Here is an 18479-nt window from a genome sequence, read left to right as displayed (position 1 = left end):
TCGAAAGGTGCCGGGCTTCTTCAGTGCAAGACGGGACTCAGAAGTCCATGCCGCCCATGCCACCGGTCGGATCGCCAGCGGGCGCTCCGGCCTTCTCGGGCTTGTCGGCGACGACGGCCTCGGTGGTGAGGAACAGAGCCGCGATGGACGCTGCGTTCTGCAGTGCCGAGCGGGTGACCTTGACCGGGTCGTTGATGCCTGCAGCGAGCAGGTCCTCGTACTCGTTGGTCGCGGCGTTGAGGCCGTGACCTGCGGGCAGGTTGGAGACCTTGTCCGCAACGACGCCGGGCTCGAGGCCTGCGTTGAATGCGATCTGCTTGAGCGGGGCGGACAGTGCGACGCGAACGATGTTCACGCCGGTTGCCTCGTCACCGTCGAGCTTGAGGTTGTCGAGTGCGGGCGCTGCCTGGAGCAGTGCCACGCCGCCACCGGCGACGATGCCTTCTTCGACGGCTGCCTTGGCGTTGCGCACTGCATCTTCGATGCGGTGCTTGCGCTCCTTGAGCTCGACCTCGGTTGCCGCTCCGGCCTTGATGACTGCAACGCCACCGGCCAGCTTGGCCAGGCGCTCCTGCAGCTTCTCGCGGTCGTAGTCGGAATCGGAGTTCTCGATCTCGGCGCGGATCTGGTTGACGCGACCGGCGATGGCGTCGGAATCTCCCGAGCCTTCGACGATGGTGGTCTCGTCCTTGGTGATGACGACCTTGCGTGCCTGACCGAGCAGCTCGAGTCCGGCGGTCTCCAGGGAGAGGCCGACCTCTTCGCTGATGACCTCGCCACCGGTGAGGATGGCGATGTCGGCGAGCTGCGCCTTGCGACGGTCACCGAATCCGGGAGCCTTGACGGCGACGGACTTGAAGGTGCCACGGATCTTGTTCACCACGAGTGTGGAGAGAGCTTCGCCCTCGACGTCCTCGGCGATGATGACGAGCGGCTTGCCGGACTGGATGACCTTCTCCAGCAGCGGCAGCAGGTCCTTGACGGTGCTGATCTTGGAGCTGACGAGCAGGATGTACGCGTCTTCGAGGACGGCTTCCTGACGCTCTGCATCGGTGGCGAAGTACGCCGAGATGTAGCCCTTGTCGAAGCGCATGCCCTCGGTGAGCTCGAGCTGCAGGCCGAAGGTGTTGGACTCCTCGACCGTGATGACGCCTTCCTTGCCGACCTTGTCCATTGCCTCGGCGATGAGCTCGCCGATGGACGGGTCGCCTGCGGAGATGCCAGCGGTAGCAGCGATCTGCTCCTTGGTGTCGATCTCCTTGGCGGACGCGAGCAGCGACTCGGTGACGGCTGCAACAGCCTTCTCGATGCCGCGCTTGAGGCCGAGCGGGTTCGCGCCGGCTGCGACGTTGCGCAGGCCTTCACGGACGAGTGCCTGAGCGAGAACGGTAGCGGTGGTGGTGCCGTCGCCTGCGACGTCGTCGGTCTTCTTGGCGACCTCCTTGACGAGCTCGGCACCGATCTTCTCGTAGGGATCTTCGAGCTCGATCTCCTTGGCGATGGAAACACCATCGTTGGTGATCGTGGGAGCTCCCCACTTCTTCTCGAGTACGACGTTGCGACCCTTGGGGCCCAACGTCACCTTTACTGCGTCGGCGAGGGCATTGAGGCCTCGCTCGAGGCCACGGCGTGCCTCTTCGTCGAACGCGATGATCTTGGCCATTGCGAAGTGATCCTCCGGATTGGGGGTGACACATTGCTGGCCGAGCTCGGTGCCCGCGACGGACGACCAGGGGTGTCGTTGATTCCCCGGCCTCACCGTGTCCCGACCTGGCACTCACGTGTCGAGAGTGCCAACTGCATTTCTAGCACTCGCCCATGGTGAGTGCAAGGTCGTCCGCCGCCAGCGAACCGCCGCACCCCCCATGCTCGACGCCACCGCGGGACGCAGGTCTCGAGCAGATGCTCGGCCGAGCCGGTATCCGTCACACACTGTTCACACCCGGACGCATTGTTAACATCCGAATACTGTGCATCGAACCCGCGACGCTAATACCGTTGAGCGACAACGGTTTCGACACCCGAAAAATTCGGGCAAACCCCCGCAAAAGCGACAGTGAGGATCGAATATGTCCGATACGGTCGACACGTCGTACGACAACTCGGCGATGGACCACGAGGAAGAGGGCTACCACAAGGGCCTCAAACCTCGACAGTTGCAGATGATCGCGATCGGTGGCGCAATCGGCACCGGCCTGTTCCTCGGCGCGGGCGGACGCCTCGCCAGTGCCGGCCCCGGCCTGTTCCTCGCCTACGCCCTCTGTGGAATTTTCGTCTTCTTCATTCTCCGCGCCCTCGGCGAATTGGTGTTGCACCGCCCGTCGTCGGGCAGCTTCGTCTCGTACGCTCGCGAGTTCTTCGGCGAGAAGGCCGCATTCGTCGCCGGGTGGATGTACTTCCTCAACTGGGCGATGACGGCCATCGTCGACGTCACGGCCATCGCGACCTACATGCATTACTGGGGAAGTTTCGAGGTGATTCCGCAGTGGGCCATCGCCTTGGTCGCACTGGTTCTGGTGATGAGCCTGAACCTGGTGTCGGTCAAGTGGTTCGGTGAAATGGAGTTCTGGGCGGCCATGATCAAGGTCATCGCGCTGGTGACCTTCTTGATCGTCGGCATTGTCTTCCTGGCCGGCCGCATCCCCGTCGGCTCCGAGATGCCCGGAATCAGCTTGATCACCGACAACGGCGGTCTGTTCCCGTCCGGCGCGTGGCCCCTGGTCATCGTCATCTCGGGCGTCGTGTTCGCCTATGCTGCAGTGGAACTGGTGGGTACCGCCGCCGGTGAGACCGAGAACCCGGAGAAGATCATGCCGCGGGCGATCAACTCGGTCATCGCCCGTATCGCACTCTTCTACGTCGGCTCGCTGGTACTGCTCGCACTACTGTTGCCGTACACCGCATATCAGGCCGGTACCTCGCCGTTCGTGACGTTCTTCTCGAGCATCGGCCTCGGCGGCGCGGGCACCATCATGAACATCGTGGTGCTCACCGCGGCGCTGTCCAGCCTCAACGCCGGTCTCTACTCGACCGGCCGAATTCTGCGGTCGATGGCGATGAACGGCAGCGCACCGGAATTCACCAAGAAGATGACCAAGGGCGGAGTACCGTTCGGCGGCATTCTGCTGACCTGCTTCATCACGTTGTTCGGTGTCGCCCTCAACGCCATCGCCCCCGGCGAGGCCTTCGAGATCGTGCTGAACATGTCCGCACTGGGCATCATCGCCAGCTGGGCGACCATCGTGCTGTGCCAGATTCAGCTGTACCGCTGGTCCAAGAAGGGCATCCTGAAGCGGCCCAAGTTCCGACTGTTCGGTGCGCCGTACACGAGCTACGCGACGCTGGTGTTCCTGTTCGGCGTGCTGGTCCTGATGGCCTTCGATGCCCCGATCGGCTCGTGGACCATCGCGACCCTCGTCGTCATCATCCCCGCACTGATCGGCGGCTGGTTCCTGGTGCGCACCAAGGTGCTCTCGGTGGCCGAGGAACGAATGGGCTACACCGGCCAGTACCCGGTGGTGGCCAACCGTCCGACCGAACCGGAGGAGTGACCCTTCCCAACCCCCTCTCGAGCCAGGGCCCCGCATCGACCCGATGCGGGGCCCTGCTCATGGAGTCACGAAAACCTGAGCCATCGCGAGCGGGTGAACGGTGAGCGTCGCGCCGGCGGCTCCGGCACTCCGGCAGAAACAGCAGCAGCCACGGCATCGGCAAGCTCCACGCAGGTCTGGAATCGATCTGCCGGGTCCTTGGCCAACGCGCGTGCGACCACCGCGTCGAGACCCCGCGGCAGTGATCGCCGACGCCTCGTCACCGCAGGCGGTTCGGCCGACAAATGGGCGGCCGTGATCGCGAGCGGCGTGGCCAACGGGTACGGCGTTCGCCCGGTCAGCAATTCGACCAGCGTCGCCCCCAATGCGTAGACGTCGGTCTGCGCGCTCAGCACTCCCCCGCGAAGCAGTTCCGGTGCCGCGTAGTGGATGGACGCCAGTACAGTTCCGCCGACGACCAGCGGCGTCGAGTCGTCGACCAGACGCGCAATTCCCCAGTCGGACAACAACACCTGCTCGTACCCGTCCACCCGCTCGGTGGAAATCAAGATGTTCGACGGCTTGACGTCCCGGTGCAGGACGCCGTTCGAGTGGGCGTAGTCGAGGCCCTTGGCCACCTCGGCGACGATGCGTGCCACCCGGGAGACGTCGAGAGCGATCTGACCGCGAGCGACCAACCGCGCCGCGCTGTACCCGTCGACGTAGTGCATCGACATCCACAGCTGATGCTCGAACTCACCGTGTTCGTGCACCGACACGATGTTCGGATGCACCAGCAGCGCGGCAACGGTCGCTTCGGTCCGAAACTTGGTGCGGAGTCGCGGAGACCGTGATGCGTCACGGTCGAGAATCTTCAGCGCTTCGAGCCGATCGTGTCCGCGGCCGAGTACGAGGTACACCTCACTCATGCCGCCGACCCCGAGGCGACGCTGCACCCGGAAGCCGGCGAACTCCGCACCCGGCTGCAGCTGGCCGGGCGTCATGGAATCACCTGCTGCGCAGCCTCACTCACAGCCCACAGGCTCACGAGAGGGACGATCGGACGAGGCCGCAGCATCGACAGAACTGTAGTCCGCGGGGCACATTCCGGCGACTCGGTGGTGCCGCCGGGGCGTGCGGCAGTTTCGCCACCAGCGCCGATGTCGCTTATGGTGTTTACCGGTACTTGACCAAAACAAGAGAAATATAGCGGCATACCGATAGTGGTCAGCCGATCACCGTGACTCGAGTTCAAAGGAAGTCAAGTAAATGAAAGCTGTGAAGGAAGCGTGGGGAGGACTGCTCAAACCGGTCTTCGTGCCCGCGTCCGTCATCATCTTCGTCATGATCGCCTTCTCCGTGGTCTATTCGAGCACCGCGGCGGATTCGTTCGACACACTCAACAAGGCGATCACGTCCGGCGTCGGCTGGTGGTACATCCTCGCCGCGACCGGCTTCGTACTGTTCGCGCTGTACTGCGGCCTCAGTAGGGTCGGCAATATTCGCCTGGGCCGAGACGACGAGAAGCCGGAGTTCGGCGTCCTGTCCTGGTTCGCGATGCTCTTCAGCGCCGGCATGGGAATCGGCCTGGTGTTCTACGGCGTCGCCGAGCCCCTCTCGCACTACGTGACACCGCCCGAGGCCGGAGGCATCCCCGGCAGCACCGACGCGTCCGCACGCCAGGCGATGGAGCTGACGCTCTTCCACTGGGGTCTGCACGCATGGGCCATCTACGTGGTCGTCGGCCTCGGTATGGCGTACATGACCTACCGCAAGGGTCGCCCGCTGACCGTGCGTTGGCTGCTCGAGCCACTGCTGGGCCGCAAGCGCATCGAGGGCGCAATCGGGCACACCATCGATACGGTCGCCATCGTCGGCACCCTGTTCGGTGTGGCGACCTCGCTCGGATTCGGTGTGCAGCAGATCTCCGCCGGGCTGGAATACCTCGGCTGGGTGGAGACCACCAACTGGTTCGTCATCCTGCTCATCGCCGCCATCACCGGCATCGCCACCTTCTCGGTGGTCAGTGGAGTGTCCAAGGGCCTCAAGTGGCTGTCCAACATCAACATGGGTCTGGCAGCTGCGCTCGCCCTGTTCGTGCTGCTCCTCGGTCCGACGCTGTTCCTGATGCAGTCCTGGGTGCAGAATCTCGGCGGTTACGTCCAGGCCCTGCCCGAGTTGGCGCTGCGCACCTCTCCGTTCTCCGACGACGGTTGGGCCGGCGGCTGGACAATCTTCTACTGGGGCTGGTGGATGAGCTGGGCACCCTTCGTCGGCATGTTCATCGCCCGCATCTCTCGCGGTCGCACCATCCGTGAATTCGTCTTCGGCGTACTGCTGGCACCGACCATCGTCGGTTCGCTGTGGTTCACGATCTTCGGTGACACGGGCATTCTGCGGCAACGAAACGACGGCGATCTGCTCGACGCCGAAGGGGCCGTGAACACCAACACCAGCCTGTTCCAGGTGCTCGACGGTCTGCCGATTGCGGCGTTGACCAGCGTCATCGCCATTGCTGTGATCGTGTTCTTCTTCGTGACGTCCTCGGACTCCGGCTCGCTGGTGATCGACATCCTCGCGACCGGCGGCGAGCTGGAAACTCCGAAGATCACGCGGGTGTACTGGGCCGTCCTGCAGGGCGTGGCTGCGGCCGTGCTGCTGCTGATCGGAGGAACCAGTTCTCTGACTGCCCTGCAGACGATGTCGATAGCCACGGCAGTACCGTTCTCGATCGTGTTGGTGCTGGCATGCGTGTCGATGCTCAAGGCCTTCCGCTACGACGTCGCCACCACCCCGCGGTACTTGCGCGTCACCGCGACACCCGATGTCGGGGAGGACGAGCCCGAGGCGGCACCGGTGTCACCGGCGGCACGCAAGCGAGTGAGTGCCGGGATTTCGTCGACATTCTCCGGCCTGGCACCGTCTCGGGAAGGGGTGACGCCGCCGCGCACGGACGGCAGCGTCGTACTGGCGGTGCACGAGGTGCCCACCGAACAACTCGAGATTCACCCCGAGACGGGTGCGGTCGAGTACTCCGGTGACAACGCACCGGTCGATCCCCTGGGCGGCGAAGTGTTCGACACCCAGGAGTTCGCAGATTCGGCCGAAGGCCAGAACGTCAAGAACGGCGACTGAACACCTTCTCACCCACCGATCTCTGGCCCTCGCGACATGTTCGCGGGGGTCAGAGGTTTTTCGAAGCCCAGTCGGTCAGTGCCTGCAGTGACGGCAGCAGCGCCGCTCCGGACTGCGTCAGGCTGTACTGCACCGAGAGCGGCGGTCCATGGTCCACTGTTCGCTGGACCAGGCCGGCTTTGCCGAGCTCTCCGAGCCGCTCGGACAGGACCGAATCGCTGATGCCACCGACGGCCCGGCGTAGGTCCGCGAATCCCATCGACCCGTTCATCAGGGTGGCCAGCAGAATTCCGTTCCATCGCTTGCCGAGGAAGCCGAACGCTTTGGTCAGAGCTCCGTCGCAGGCACGAGGTTCGTGAGTGGGTTCGTTCGCGGCCATGACCCCACCGTACCGAAGTGCTACTGTCTGCCTTGCCACTTCTGTTTCACTAGTGGCCTCAGAAATGAAAGCAGGGCTCATGTTCATCGCAACAGTCGTCGTGTCGGTGCTGCTGGCCGTGGCACTCACGTTCTCCGCCGTCGGGAAGCTGACGCGCAACCCCTCCGTCGTCCCGATGCTCGAGCAGGTGGGCGTGCCCGCCGACAAGATTCCGTGGTTGGCCTACGCGGAGATCCTCGGTGCCATCGGCCTGCTCGTCGGCCTGTTCGCATGGCCGATCGGAGTCGCGGCAGCCATCGGCGTCATCGCGTACTTCGTCGGAGCAGTCGTCGCGCACCTGCGCATCAAGGACAAGGAATTCGGTCCGGCGGCAGGCCTGGCCGTGTTCGCCGTCGTCGCCCTGGTCCTACGGGTGCTCAGCGCCTGACCAGTCGTAGTCCATCTGGCCCGCGGTGGCGAGAGCCTGATCGGCGCTCGTCCACCGAGCGACCAGATGCAGTGCAAGGTCCAGGCCTGCACTGATACCGGCCGACGTCGCCAGATCACCGTGGTCGATGTATCGAACTCCCTCGTGCACGGCCAGCGCGGGCCAGCGGGTGCGCAACAGGTCGAGGTCCTCCCAGTGTGTGGTGACCGGACGCGAATCGAGCAGGCCCGCCGCGGCGAGAACGAAGGCACCGGTGCACACCGATGCGACAACTTCTGCGGTGGGTCGAAGTCGCTGCAGCCACTGAAGAACTCGGCCGTCCGCTTCGATCGCGTCGACGACACCGCCGGGAACCAGGACGAGGTCGTAGGTCCGTGGATCGTCGATCGTGGTGTCGACGCCGATCCTCATCCCACCTCGCGCGCGTACCGCTGCGTCGTCGAGCCCGACGAGCTTCACGTCGAAAGGCACCGCGCTACCGGCACGTTGGGCCACCCGATTGGCCACCGAGAACACCTCGACCGGCCCGCAGGCATCGAGCACCTCGACGTCGTCGAACAACAGAATCGCAATACTTCTCATTTTCGCCTCAGCTGCTCGTGGTCGAAACGATGACGGGCACCATGATCGCTGCCGTCACCGCGGCATTGACGTCCGAGACCGCTTTGCGGACAGCTGCACCCGCCCACTCACCCTCGGCGATCTGTTTGGCCCTGGTCTTCAGCACCTTCTTGTCGGCATCGACGATGACCTTGTGCGTCAGATCGACTGCCGAGATCAGGGAGATCAGAGCAGCCGAGTGCGGTGTGGGCGTCGTGCCGTCGACGAGAGCGCTCCGCAGTGCATCCCGCAGCACCTTCTCCCGAGAGGTGTCGCGAGCCGGCCACGTCGTCGTCGGGAAAAGCCCCCAGACCTTGTCCTGCTTCTCGGTGACGAAGCCCTGCGCGACCAGACGCGCAGCCAGTTCCTTCGCCAGATTCTTCTGCGACTTCTCGATCACCTTCTGCGGCTTCATCGACCGCGACGCCGTTGCCACCAGATCGAACACCCGGCGCAGCAACGGGTCCGCGGGCGGATCTCCCGCGACGACGACGTGGTCCTTCTTGGTCTGCTCACCGGGACCGGTGATGCGGAGCGACCCGCCCAGGGCGAGCTCGACGACCAGCGCACCCGCGAGAACACGGGGCAACTTGGTGGAATCGGCCGATGGCTTGCCCGATTCGTCGTCGAGCAACAACAGCAGCAGGTCCTCCGCAATCAAGGTCATGCTGCGAGATTACCCACAGTGCGCACTCGATTTGCGGTGTTCATCCGCGCGAAATCGACTGTTCAGTCGGCCCCGCCCATTCAGTTGATCAGACTCTGCCAATTCGAGGGCACCCGTTCACGAGGGCCCGGAACCGTCTGGTCGAGCGGATGATGTTGCGGCGGAGCAAGTTCGGGCCCGTCGTACATCTGCTCGTCCTCGTAGTTGTAGAACCAGTCCTCGCCGGGCTCGAAGCTGCGCACGAACTGGTGCCGAGTGGATTCGGCATGCTTGCTGGCGTGCTGCGACGGAGACGAATCACAGCACCCGATGTGCCCGCACTGCGCACACCGCCGCAGATGCACCCACCACCCCTGCGTCTGCGTGCACTCCACGCAGCCCGGGCCGGACGGCGAGACTGTCGGATCGATACCGTCGATTGTCATGATGCCTCCTCGATTGCTGGATGAACGGGCAGCCGCACGATGAATCGGGTGTCCCCCGGCTGGGACACCACTCGCAGATCGCCCTGATGTTTCTTCACCACGATCCGCCACGAGATGTCCAGACCGAGCCCCGTGCCCTCACCGACGGCCTTGGTGGTGAAGAACGGCTCGAATATTCGCGACCGAATGTCTTCCGGCACACCGGGTCCGGTATCGCACACCTCGATCTGCACCTGATCGTCGTCGAGAAGTGTGCGAACGGTGAGCGTGCCGCGGCCCTCCATGGCCTGCACCGCATTGTCGATCAGATTGGTCCATACCTGATTGAGCTCGGCGGCATACGCGGGAATGGGAGGTACCGACGGGTCGTATTCCTTCACCACGCGGATATCGTCACCGATCTTGCGCCCCAACATGATCAGCGTGCTGTCGAGCAGTTCCCGTACGTCGACGGTCTGGTAGGGCGCTCGATCCATCTGCGAGTACTGCTTGGCCGCGCCGACCAGAGTGGAGATCCGAGTGGTCGAATCCGAGATCTCGTTCATCAACAACTCGGTTTCCACCGTGTAGTTGAGCCACCTGATCGCCCCTTCGAGCATGGCCGGATCCCCCACCGTCGCCGACACCCGATCCAGCCACGGCACGTCGAGACCCGCCGAGACGAAAGTGGGGGCCAGATCCCATCCCCCGTCGATTCCGTTGTCGTCGAACCACTCTCCGAGCTCGTCCTCCCGGTCCGACGCCTCCATGGCCGTCAACTTGGGTGCCTTGGCCACCAGTTCCACGGCCTCGTTCTGCAGTCCGACCAGATGCGACAAGCTCGAGCGATCGAGAGTCCCGCCGGCAATCATTGCCAATTTCTGCCGCATGTGCGCCACCCGATTTCGCAACGCGGACGTCGCCCGCACCGCGGCCGCGGCCGGATTGTTCAGCTCGTGCGTCAACCCGGCCGACAGAGAACCCAACGCCAACAAGCGTTCTCGCTGCTCGACGACCTGCTTGGTGTTCTGGTTTCCGAAGAACAATCCCTCGAGCAGATGGAGGGCCATCGGGAACCACTCGCGCACGATCGAGGCGAAGCAGTCGGCATCGAGGACGAAGAACCGGGACTGCGCGGTCACCCGCATCGAACCCTGGTAGGTCTGCGGTACTCGATCGCCCAGATACGCCTGCCACGCACCGGCATACACCCCGCGCTGCGAGGTGCGATTGACCACCAGGTCTTCCCCGCCCGAGAGCTTCGAGAGCACCACCGAGCCCTCGATCAACACGTAGAAGCACGTCGCTGGGTCGCCCTCCGCGTACACCGGCCCCGGCTCGATCGTTTCGATACGGCCGTCTCGACACAGCTCGGCGAGCTGTGCGTCGGTGAGCTGCTCGAACAAGAACAGCGTCCGCAACTCCTCCGGATCGCACAGGGGCGCGTTCACGGATTTGCCAGGTATCTGTGCACCAACATCACGGCCATCGCTCCTTCTCCCACTGCCGAGGCAACCCGCTTGGCCGAGTCCGACCGGACGTCACCGGCCGCGAACACTCCCGGCACGCTCGTCTCGAGGTGGTGCGGCAACCGCGCGGGTGTCCACCCGGCAGGACCGCGGCCGTCGACCACCAGATCGGGGCCCGTCACCACGAATCCGTGATCGTCACGTACGAGCACGCCGTCGAGCCAATCGGTCCGCGGTGCCGCGCCGATGAACAGGAACAGGTACTGCGCGTCCACCGTCGTCGTCTCGTCGGTTGCCCTGTTGTGCAGCGTGATCTGCTCGAGGTGCCCGTCACCGGAGACGCCGACGACCTCGGTACACGGCCGAACGCTGATCTTCGGGTTCTCCTCGATCTGCTTGATGAGGTAGTACGACATCGATGCCTCGAGGGACGCCGCGCGGATCAGGATCGTCACCGACCTCGCGCCCCGTGAGAGATACACCGCTGCCTGGCCTGCGGAGTTCGCGCCGCCGACGATGAAGACGTCCTGCTCGGCGCAGCGAGCTGCCTCGGTCATCGCCGATCCGTAGAACACTCCGCGACCGGTGAAGTCGTCGATTCCGGGGGCCTCCAACCGGCGGTACGCGACGCCGGTGGACAGGATGATCGTCTGGGCGCTGATGCTGCGGCCGTCGGCGAACCGCACGGTCCGCGCAGCGCCGTTGGTCTCCAAGGCCACGACGTCCTGCGTGGTGACCACCTCGGCACCGAACTTCAGCGCCTGCCGCCGAGCCCGCTCCGCGAGTTGTGCACCCGAGACGCCGTCGGGAAAACCGAGGTAGTTCTCGATGCGTGAACTCTGCCCGGCCTGCCCGCCGGTCGCGGTGCGCTCGATCAACGTGGTGCGCAGGCCCTCGGACGCGCCGTAGAGCGCAGCGCCGAGACCGGCCGGGCCGCCGCCGATGACGACGAGGTCGTAGAACTCTTCCGACGGCGAGACCGTCAGCCCCAGGCGGTTGCCGAGTTCGGCATCGGACGGCTCGATCAACGCGTCACCTTCGGTGGTGATGACCACCGGGAGGCGGTCGTCGGCCACTCCGGCCGCGGCCAACAGCCGCGCACCCTCGGATTCGTCGGACATGTACCAGCGGTACGGCAGTTGATTGCGGGCGAGAAACTCCCTGATCTCCGAGGACCGCGCAGACCAGCGGTGACCGACGATCTTGGTGTCCTCCACGGCCCGGTGGTCGTACGCACACCAGGCTTCGAGCTGAGCGTCGAGGACGGGGTAGAGCTTTTCCTCGGGTGGATCCCACGGCTTGAGCAGGTAGTAGTCGAGATCGATGACGTTGATGGCGTCGATCGCAGCGTCGGTGTCGGCATAGGCGGTGAGCAGAATTCGCCGCGCCGTCGGGAACAGATCCATGGCCTGTTCGAGAAATTCCATGCCGCTCATGTTCGGCATGCGGTAGTCGGCCAACAGGATCGCGACCGGAGTGCCGCGCAACGTCAGTTCCTTGAGCGCATCGAGCGCCCCGGCACCGGATTCCGCGCGCACGATGCGGTACTGCTCGCCATACCGGCGGCGCAGGTCGCGGGCGACCGAACGCGATACTCCGGGATCGTCGTCGACGCTGAGAATGACCGGTTTCATGACCCTCCAGGACTGGTGCTCGTCAACCTCATGAGCATGCCACCACCGGACCCCCTATGGGAGGTGAGTGACGGCGTCGAGCCTGGGAACAGCAGGGTCAGATTCGGCCGCGCCTGATCAGATCGATCTCCTGCGGGGTGAGCAGCCGCTCGAGCTTCTCGGCCGGCCAGGTACGCGGACTGCCGCTCATCCTGGCGGTCTTCAACAGGGGCAGATCACTGCTGGTACGACGCATTATCGACTGTAATTTCACGGTGGATCACTCCGAACAATTTCTTCGTTGGTCCCGACACTCCGCTTGCTACATCGATCAGTGTCCGCCCGGCGTTAACGCCGGGCTGGGATCTCGTACGGCGTTTCGCGCCGAAAGACCGTTTCTCCCCGCTCTACGTGGGGTAAACATCGGCCCACATCAACTGATCGGGGAACGTTCGTGAACACGTCGGGAAAATCCACGTCGGGACATTCGGGAACAGGAAAATCACTGGCCAATTCGGTTCAGGACAACGGTGCATTCGAGAAGGCGGCCCGGGCCGGCCACTTCGTCAGCGGAGTGCTGCACATCCTGATCGGGTACATCGCCATCCGATTGGCGTTCGGTCAGGGCGGTAACGCCGACCAGTCCGGAGCACTCGCAGAACTGGCCGAGAAGCCCGGCGGCAAGATCGCACTGTGGGTTGCCGTCGTCGCGTTCGTGGCACTGGCCCTGTGGCGCATCGTCGAGGCCATCGTCGGCAAGAAGTCCGATTCCGACGAGGGCAGCGCGATGGATCGACTGAAGGCGGCAGCGCTGGCCGTCGTCTACATCGCCTTCGCATTCTCTACCTACGGTTTCGCGACCGGATCCGGTAAGTCCAGTGGGCAACAGAACGCCGGCTACTCGGCGCGACTGATGGAATCCGGTGGCGGCAAGCTCGTTTTGATCGTCATCGCCCTGATCGTCATCGGCGTCGGCGGATACCACGTCTACAAGGGCGTCTCGAAGAATTTCCTCGACGACCTCGAAGGCAGTCAGAGCGGAGCGGTCGTGAAGCTTGGCATCGCCGGATACGCGGCCAAGGGCACGGCGCTCGTGGGGGCGGGAATCCTCGTCGTCGTAGCGGTACTGCAGTCGGACCCGTCGAAGGCCACCGGAATCGACGGTGCCGTCAAGACCCTGGGAGCCCAGCCGTACGGGCAGGTTCTGTTGATCCTCGCCGGCGTGGGAATCGCGTTGTACGGCCTGTATGCATTCGTCTTGGCTCGCTTCGCTCGCATGTGAGTGGAAGTTCGTAGTGGGCTACGAGGTTTCACTCACATGGTGGCCGAGTGTGGTCACGGCCACATAGGATGCACACGATTGGTGTGACGATCAGTTGCAGCTATTCCTACAACCCGGAGGCCCACGTTGAGCAAGACCCTCGAAGCCACAATCGACATCGATGCCAGTCCGCAGGCCGTGTGGTCGGTCGTCTCGGACCTACAGCGCATGGGCGAGTGGAGTCCGCAGTGCAAGAAGATGAAGGTCTTCGGCGGACCCGTCGGCAAGGGCACCCGAACGCTCAACATCAACCGCAAGGGCCTGCTCGTCTGGCCGACCAGCGCCAAGGTCGTCACCTTCGAGCCGAACAAGGCACTGGCGTTCCGCATCGTCGAGAACAAGACGACCTGGTCGTACACGCTCACTCCTACGGCAACCGGAACCACCGTCGTCGAGAAGCGGGAAGCCCCCAGCGGCACCTCGGCCGTGTCGTCGTTGCTGGTCAAGCGGATCCTCGGCGGGATCGACGAGTTCGATGTCGAGCTGGTCGAAGGCATGAACAGCACGCTCCGACGAATCAAGACCGAAAGCGAAAAGTCGAGCCGAAAATAACTTTTCTCAGGAAGGTTTCAGGTTTGTTGCCCCTGGGCATCCATGGTTTCGACAAGCAATCGAACACACGGAAAGTGGGGGCAACACATGTTGGGTCTCGGAATCATCGGCTGGATCATCATCGGCGGGCTCGCAGGCTGGATCGGCAGCAAGATCATGAAGACCGATGCTCAGATGGGCATCATCCTGAACATCGTCGTCGGCATCATCGGCGGCCTCATCGGCGGTTACCTGCTCAAGGTCTTCGGCGTCGACGTCGAAGGTGGCGGCCTGATCTTCAGCTTCATCACCTGCATCCTCGGTGCATGCATCCTGCTGTTCCTGGTCAAGCTCGTGACCGGTCGCAGCCGCGTCTGATTTCACTCGCACTTCCCGACTGCCGGGGCCGCTCACGTACTCTGTGAGGGCCCCGGCAGTCGTTTTGTTCGCCGTCCGATCAGTCCCCGGCGTCCAATCCCTGCCCGCATCCGAGCTCGCCCAACAGTAAGAGGAGACCGTGGCACGCCGTCCCGCCCCGATTGATCAACCACCCCGCACGGGAGTGGCTCACATCGTCGACCTGGTTCGCGCAACGGTTCCACCGCTACACCCCGCCGGACTGCCCTTCGTCGGCGGTCCCCTGGCCGTCGCAGTGCTCGGCCGTCGGTCGAAGTGGGTCCGCAATGCCGGGCTCGTCGCCGCAGGAGCCTGCGCCACCTTCTTCCGCCACCCGTCGCGGGTGCCGCCGAACCGCCCCGGCGTCGTCGTCGCTCCCGCCGACGGTTTGGTCACCCTCGTCGACACCGCCGTCCCGCCCGCCGAGCTCGATCTCGGTGCACAGCCCGTGCCGCGAGTGAGCATCTTCCTGTCCGTTCTGGACGTGCACGTGCAGCGTGTTCCCGTCGGCGGACGCGTGGTCGAGGTCGTGCATCGCCGCGGTCAGTTCAAGTCCGCAGACCTGGCCGAGGCCAGTGAGGTCAACGAACGCAACAGCATGCACATCGAAACCGATTCCGGTCACCACGTCGGCGTGGTGCAGATCGCCGGTCTCATCGCTCGACGCATCGTCAACAACGCGAAGGTCGGAGACGTGCTCTCCATCGGCGACACGTACGGCCTGATCCGATTCGGCTCCCGCGTCGACACCTACTTCCCGGCCGGGACGACGCTCCTCGTCGAACGCGGCCAACGAGCGGTCGGTGCCGAGACGGTACTCGCCGAGCTCCCCCAGTAGAAACGACATGATCACCAGACGCGCCAAGCCGCCTGCTGCTATCCGTCTGCTTCCGTCGGTCGTCACCATTCTCGCGTTGTGCTCCGGGCTGTCGGCGGTCAAGTTCGCTCTCGACGGTCAACTCGGAACCGCACTCGCGATGATCGGTGCCGCTGCGATACTCGATGCACTGGACGGCCGCATCGCTCGTCTGCTCGACGCCACCAGCAAGATCGGTGCCGAGCTGGATTCTCTGTCCGATGCAATCTCGTTCGGCGTCGCGCCCGCCCTGGTGCTCTACGTGACTCTGCTCGAGGGCAGTAGTGGCGGTTGGATCGTCGCACTGGTGTACGCCGTGAGCATCGTGCTCCGCCTCGCCCGGTTCAACACCCTGCTCGACGAGGACGACACCCCGGCGTACGCCCGCGAGTTCTTCACCGGGGTCCCCGCACCCGCAGGTGCACTCATCGCGCTCGCCCCGATCGCTGCGTTCGAGGAATTCGGCGACGGCTGGTGGGCCTCGTTCTACGTCGTCGCCGGCTGGTCGATCCTCACCGCAGGTCTGATCGTCAGCACCATCCCCACTCTCGCGCTCAAGACGGTCTCGGTGCCACCGCGCTTGGCCGCCGGTTTGCTGGTGTTGGTCGCGCTGCTCGCTGCCGCGCTCATCACCTTCCCGCTGGTCCTGCTGATGGGATTGGTGTTCGCCTACCTCGTGCACATTCCGTTCGCGGTGCGCTCGCAGCGCTGGACGGCTGCACGCCCGTACACGTGGGATGCGAAGCCGGCCGAGCGTCGCGCGGAACGCCGCGCCATTCGACGGTCACCCGGCAACGCGCGCCGGTCGCAGGCGCGTCTGGGACTTCGCCGACCGCGCAGCTGACGACCCCATTAGGTTGGACGTGTGACCGAATCCCGAACCCCCGAGCTCGTTCTCACCACCCGATTGAACACCTCCGCTGCCGACGCCAGACGAGGCGTCGTCCGGCTCCATCCCGAGGTCTTGGCGGCGCTCGGTCTGCGGGAATGGGATGCCGTCTCGCTCATCGGTTCTCGGCGTACGGCTGCGGTGGTTGCCGAGGCTCCCAGCGGAATCCCGCAGGGTACCGCGCTGCTCGACGACGTCACGCTCTCCAACGCCGGACTACGCGAAAATGCCTCTGTGGCAGTCGCTCCCGTGACGGTCTACGGGGCGAGAACCGTCAAGGTCACCGGATCGGCCCTGGCCACCGGTTCCATCTCCGACGCCACCCTGCGCCAAGCGCTACTCGGCAAGGTCCTCACCGTGGGCGACACCGTGTCGCTCCTCCCCCGCGATCTGGGGCCCGGCACATCGACGTCGACGGCCACGCAGGCACTGTCGCGAACGTTCGGGGTGGCGTGGACGACCGAACTGTTGACGGTCTCGGCCGTCGAACCCTCCGGCGGTCCCGTGAGCGTGCAACCCAATTCTGCGGTGAGCTGGGGACGCGGCACGGTCGCTCCGGGATCGCCCGAATCGGCCTCGGCCACATCGGTTCCGACGCCCGGAGCCGCGGCCCCGCCACGCGTCAGCGCAGCCGACCTGGTGGGCGTGAGCACTGCACAGGCCAAACTCACCGAGTGGCTACGACTGGCGCTCGACGAGTCGGAACTGCTCGCCACCCTCGGCGCATCTCCGCATCTGGGTGTGCTGATCACCGGCCCCGGCGGAGTGGGCAAGACGACGTTGGCACGCGCCGTCATCGGCGAACGGCGAAGCGTCGTGCTGGACGGGCCGTCGATCGGCGCATTGGAGGCGTCGGCTCGCGTCGAACGCGTCACTGCTGCGGTCGACGAACTGACCGGCTCGGGGGTGCTGCTGATCACCGATGTCGACGCGTTGCTGCCGTCCGATCCGGAGCCTGCGTCGACGTTCGTCCTCGATGTGCTGCGCCGTGCCGTGGACACTCCGGGCTTCGCTCTGATCGTGACGACGGCACATCCCGAGGCCACCGACGCCAGAGTGCGTGGGCAGGATCTGTGCGATCGCGAACTGACCCTCACTCTCCCCGATGCCGCCGGTCGCAGAGCGTTACTGGAGCATCTACTGAAGAAGGTCCCTCAGGGTGATGTCGACCTCGTCGAAATAGCTTCACGGACACCGGGTTTCGTTGTCGCCGATCTCGCTGCCCTGGTGCGCGAAGCGGCGCTACGAGCGGCCGCGCGAGCATCGAACGATGCGACGGCCGCCTCACTGATGCACGACGACCTGATCGGCGCGCTGCAGGTGATTCGGCCGTTGTCACGATCGGGGGCCGAGGAATTGGCGATCGGCAGCCTCTCCCTCGAGGACGTGGGAGACATGGTCGAGACCAAGCAGGCCCTGACCGAGGCCGTCCTGTGGCCGCTGCGTCATCCGGATTCGTTCGCGCGCTTGGGCATCGAGCCACCGCGCGGAGTTCTGCTGTACGGCCCACCCGGATGCGGCAAGACGTTTCTGGTGCGCGCCCTGGCCAGTTCGGGCCAGCTCAGCGTGCACTCGGTCAAGGGCGCGGAACTGATGGACAAGTGGGTCGGATCCTCGGAAAAGGCTGTGCGTGAACTGTTTCAGCGTGCCCGCGACTCCGCCCCCTCGCTCATCTTTCTCGACGAGGTCGACGCCCTCGTACCGCGTCGCGGGCAGAGTTCGGATTCCGGTGTAGGCGACCGAGTGGTCGCGGCACTGCTGACCGAGCTCGACGGCGTCGAACCACTGCGCGACGTCGTCGTTCTCGGCGCAACGAACCGGCCCGATCTGATCGACCCGGCTCTACTGCGGCCCGGCAGGCTCGAGCGCCTGGTCTTCGTCCCGCCGCCGGATGCCGATGCGCGAGTGGACATCCTGAAGGCGTCGGGCAAGTCGATCCCGCTCGCCGAGGATGTCGATCTCGAAGCCCTCGCACGCGATCTCGACGGCTACTCCGCCGCGGACTGCGCGGCCCTGCTGCGCGAGGCCGCACTGACGGCGATGCGTCGGTCGATGGACGCAGCGGACGTCACCGCCGACGATGTCGCCACCGCTCGGGCGACGGTCAAACCGTCACTCGATCCCGAGCAGGTGGCGCATCTGCGGGCCTACGGGTCGTGAGCGGAAACTCGTAGCAGGCTACGTGTGCTGTCTTGATACATGTGGGACACGGGTGTCTCGATACATGTGAGACACGATTCTAGGCTGCGGGGCGGTGGAGTT

The 18479-nt window shown here is 64.7% G+C and carries 17 protein-coding genes; 9 read left to right on the top strand and 8 right to left on the bottom strand.

Going from position 1 to position 18479, the window contains the following annotated elements; translation table 11 throughout:
• Positions 1-37 precede the first annotated feature (37 nt).
• Positions 38-1663 carry a chaperonin GroEL gene (groL, locus tag AB0P23_RS24350; RefSeq protein ID WP_008713461.1) on the bottom strand — a complete coding sequence of 542 codons (1626 nt, stop codon included), beginning with the start codon at positions 1661-1663 and terminating at the stop codon, positions 38-40.
• Positions 1664-2069: 406 nt separating this feature from the next.
• On the opposite strand from groL, the gene AB0P23_RS24345 reads away from it, so the two are divergent.
• Positions 2070-3551, top strand: a complete 1482-nt coding sequence (locus AB0P23_RS24345; RefSeq protein ID WP_027498447.1) for an amino acid permease — start codon at positions 2070-2072, stop codon at positions 3549-3551.
• Positions 3552-3616: 65 nt separating this feature from the next.
• On the opposite strand, the gene AB0P23_RS24340 is transcribed toward AB0P23_RS24345, so the two are convergent.
• A complete protein-coding gene (locus tag AB0P23_RS24340) occupies positions 3617-4534 on the bottom strand; it encodes a serine/threonine-protein kinase (RefSeq protein WP_363799673.1) in 918 nt (305 codons plus the stop codon).
• 265 nt (positions 4535-4799) lie between these two features.
• Here AB0P23_RS24340 and AB0P23_RS24335 point away from each other — a divergent pair, with 265 nt between their 5' ends.
• The gene (locus AB0P23_RS24335; RefSeq protein ID WP_032369821.1) at positions 4800-6665 is read left to right on the top strand and encodes a BCCT family transporter; all 1866 of its coding nucleotides are present in this window, start codon (positions 4800-4802) and stop codon (positions 6663-6665) included.
• Positions 6666-6714: 49 nt separating this feature from the next.
• Here AB0P23_RS24335 and AB0P23_RS24330 read toward each other — a convergent pair whose 3' ends face one another.
• The gene (locus tag AB0P23_RS24330) at positions 6715-7044 is read right to left on the bottom strand and encodes a helix-turn-helix domain-containing protein (protein ID WP_287454149.1); all 330 of its coding nucleotides are present in this window, start codon (positions 7042-7044) and stop codon (positions 6715-6717) included.
• Between the two features lie 79 nt (positions 7045-7123).
• On the opposite strand from AB0P23_RS24330, the gene AB0P23_RS24325 reads away from it, so the two are divergent.
• A complete protein-coding gene (locus AB0P23_RS24325) occupies positions 7124-7471 on the top strand; it encodes a DoxX family protein (protein ID WP_032365408.1) in 348 nt (115 codons plus the stop codon).
• On the opposite strand, the gene AB0P23_RS24320 is transcribed toward AB0P23_RS24325, so the two are convergent.
• The 5 genes from AB0P23_RS24320 to AB0P23_RS24300 all read right to left on the bottom strand — a co-directional run bounded on the left by AB0P23_RS24320 (position 7451) and on the right by AB0P23_RS24300 (position 12245).
• Positions 7451-8053: a DJ-1/PfpI family protein gene (locus AB0P23_RS24320; protein WP_287454151.1), complete on the bottom strand. Its 603-nt coding sequence runs from the start codon at positions 8051-8053 to the stop codon at positions 7451-7453. The two genes, AB0P23_RS24325 and AB0P23_RS24320, sit on opposite strands and share 21 nt — an antisense overlap.
• Before the next feature lie 7 nt (positions 8054-8060).
• Complete coding sequence (locus AB0P23_RS24315; RefSeq protein WP_032406510.1) at positions 8061-8738, bottom strand: GPP34 family phosphoprotein; 678 nt, start codon at positions 8736-8738, stop codon at positions 8061-8063.
• A gap of 80 nt (positions 8739-8818) precedes the next feature.
• Positions 8819-9163 carry a UBP-type zinc finger domain-containing protein gene (locus tag AB0P23_RS24310; RefSeq protein ID WP_032390651.1) on the bottom strand — a complete coding sequence of 115 codons (345 nt, stop codon included), beginning with the start codon at positions 9161-9163 and terminating at the stop codon, positions 8819-8821.
• Positions 9160-10593: an ATP-binding protein gene (locus AB0P23_RS24305; protein WP_032390652.1), complete on the bottom strand. Its 1434-nt coding sequence runs from the start codon at positions 10591-10593 to the stop codon at positions 9160-9162. The genes AB0P23_RS24310 and AB0P23_RS24305 overlap by 4 nt, the downstream gene beginning before the upstream one ends.
• The gene (locus AB0P23_RS24300; RefSeq protein WP_032386146.1) at positions 10590-12245 is read right to left on the bottom strand and encodes an FAD-dependent oxidoreductase; all 1656 of its coding nucleotides are present in this window, start codon (positions 12243-12245) and stop codon (positions 10590-10592) included. The genes AB0P23_RS24305 and AB0P23_RS24300 overlap by 4 nt, the downstream gene beginning before the upstream one ends.
• Before the next feature lie 433 nt (positions 12246-12678).
• On the opposite strand from AB0P23_RS24300, the gene AB0P23_RS24295 reads away from it, so the two are divergent.
• The 6 genes from AB0P23_RS24295 to AB0P23_RS24270 all read left to right on the top strand — a co-directional run bounded on the left by AB0P23_RS24295 (position 12679) and on the right by AB0P23_RS24270 (position 18377).
• Entirely contained in the window at positions 12679-13506 is an 828-nt protein-coding gene (locus AB0P23_RS24295; RefSeq protein WP_222072495.1) for a DUF1206 domain-containing protein, read from the top strand.
• A gap of 126 nt (positions 13507-13632) precedes the next feature.
• Complete coding sequence (locus AB0P23_RS24290) at positions 13633-14097, top strand: SRPBCC family protein (RefSeq protein WP_032399584.1); 465 nt, start codon at positions 13633-13635, stop codon at positions 14095-14097.
• 87 nt (positions 14098-14184) lie between these two features.
• Positions 14185-14454 (top strand): GlsB/YeaQ/YmgE family stress response membrane protein, encoded by a 270-nt coding sequence (locus AB0P23_RS24285; protein ID WP_027498459.1) that lies wholly within the window; start codon positions 14185-14187, stop codon positions 14452-14454.
• A gap of 139 nt (positions 14455-14593) precedes the next feature.
• Positions 14594-15310, top strand: a complete 717-nt coding sequence (locus AB0P23_RS24280; protein ID WP_287454157.1) for a phosphatidylserine decarboxylase — start codon at positions 14594-14596, stop codon at positions 15308-15310.
• 7 nt (positions 15311-15317) lie between these two features.
• Positions 15318-16172: a phosphatidylcholine/phosphatidylserine synthase gene (locus AB0P23_RS24275; RefSeq protein WP_027498461.1), complete on the top strand. Its 855-nt coding sequence runs from the start codon at positions 15318-15320 to the stop codon at positions 16170-16172.
• 21 nt (positions 16173-16193) lie between these two features.
• Positions 16194-18377 carry an AAA family ATPase gene (locus AB0P23_RS24270; RefSeq protein WP_287454159.1) on the top strand — a complete coding sequence of 728 codons (2184 nt, stop codon included), beginning with the start codon at positions 16194-16196 and terminating at the stop codon, positions 18375-18377.
• Positions 18378-18479 lie beyond the last annotated feature (102 nt).

Origin of the sequence: Rhodococcus sp. NPDC077669 (genome assembly GCF_040686915.1) — a bacterium.
GTDB classification, from domain to species: Bacteria; Actinomycetota; Actinomycetes; order Mycobacteriales; family Mycobacteriaceae; genus Rhodococcoides; species Rhodococcoides fascians.
Note: the sequence above shows the minus strand (reverse complement) of the source record. Positions and strands in the feature narration are given on the sequence as shown.

Bases quoted from the DNA above. Each gene is read 5' to 3' on its own strand.
- groL (WP_008713461.1), bottom strand. From the start codon at position 1,663: ATGGCCAAGATCATCGCGTTCGACGAAGAGGCACGCCGTGGCCTCGAG.
- AB0P23_RS24345 (WP_027498447.1), top strand. From the start codon at position 2,070: ATGTCCGATACGGTCGACACGTCGTACGACAACTCGGCGATGGACCAC.
- AB0P23_RS24340 (WP_363799673.1), bottom strand. From the start codon at position 4,534: ATGACGCCCGGCCAGCTGCAGCCGGGTGCGGAGTTCGCCGGCTTCCGG.
- AB0P23_RS24335 (WP_032369821.1), top strand. From the start codon at position 4,800: ATGAAAGCTGTGAAGGAAGCGTGGGGAGGACTGCTCAAACCGGTCTTC.
- AB0P23_RS24330 (WP_287454149.1), bottom strand. From the start codon at position 7,044: ATGGCCGCGAACGAACCCACTCACGAACCTCGTGCCTGCGACGGAGCT.
- AB0P23_RS24325 (WP_032365408.1), top strand. From the start codon at position 7,124: ATGTTCATCGCAACAGTCGTCGTGTCGGTGCTGCTGGCCGTGGCACTC.
- AB0P23_RS24320 (WP_287454151.1), bottom strand. From the start codon at position 8,053: ATGAGAAGTATTGCGATTCTGTTGTTCGACGACGTCGAGGTGCTCGAT.
- AB0P23_RS24315 (WP_032406510.1), bottom strand. From the start codon at position 8,738: ATGACCTTGATTGCGGAGGACCTGCTGCTGTTGTTGCTCGACGACGAA.
- AB0P23_RS24310 (WP_032390651.1), bottom strand. From the start codon at position 9,163: ATGACAATCGACGGTATCGATCCGACAGTCTCGCCGTCCGGCCCGGGC.
- AB0P23_RS24300 (WP_032386146.1), bottom strand. From the start codon at position 12,245: ATGAAACCGGTCATTCTCAGCGTCGACGACGATCCCGGAGTATCGCGT.
- AB0P23_RS24285 (WP_027498459.1), top strand. From the start codon at position 14,185: ATGTTGGGTCTCGGAATCATCGGCTGGATCATCATCGGCGGGCTCGCA.
- AB0P23_RS24275 (WP_027498461.1), top strand. From the start codon at position 15,318: ATGATCACCAGACGCGCCAAGCCGCCTGCTGCTATCCGTCTGCTTCCG.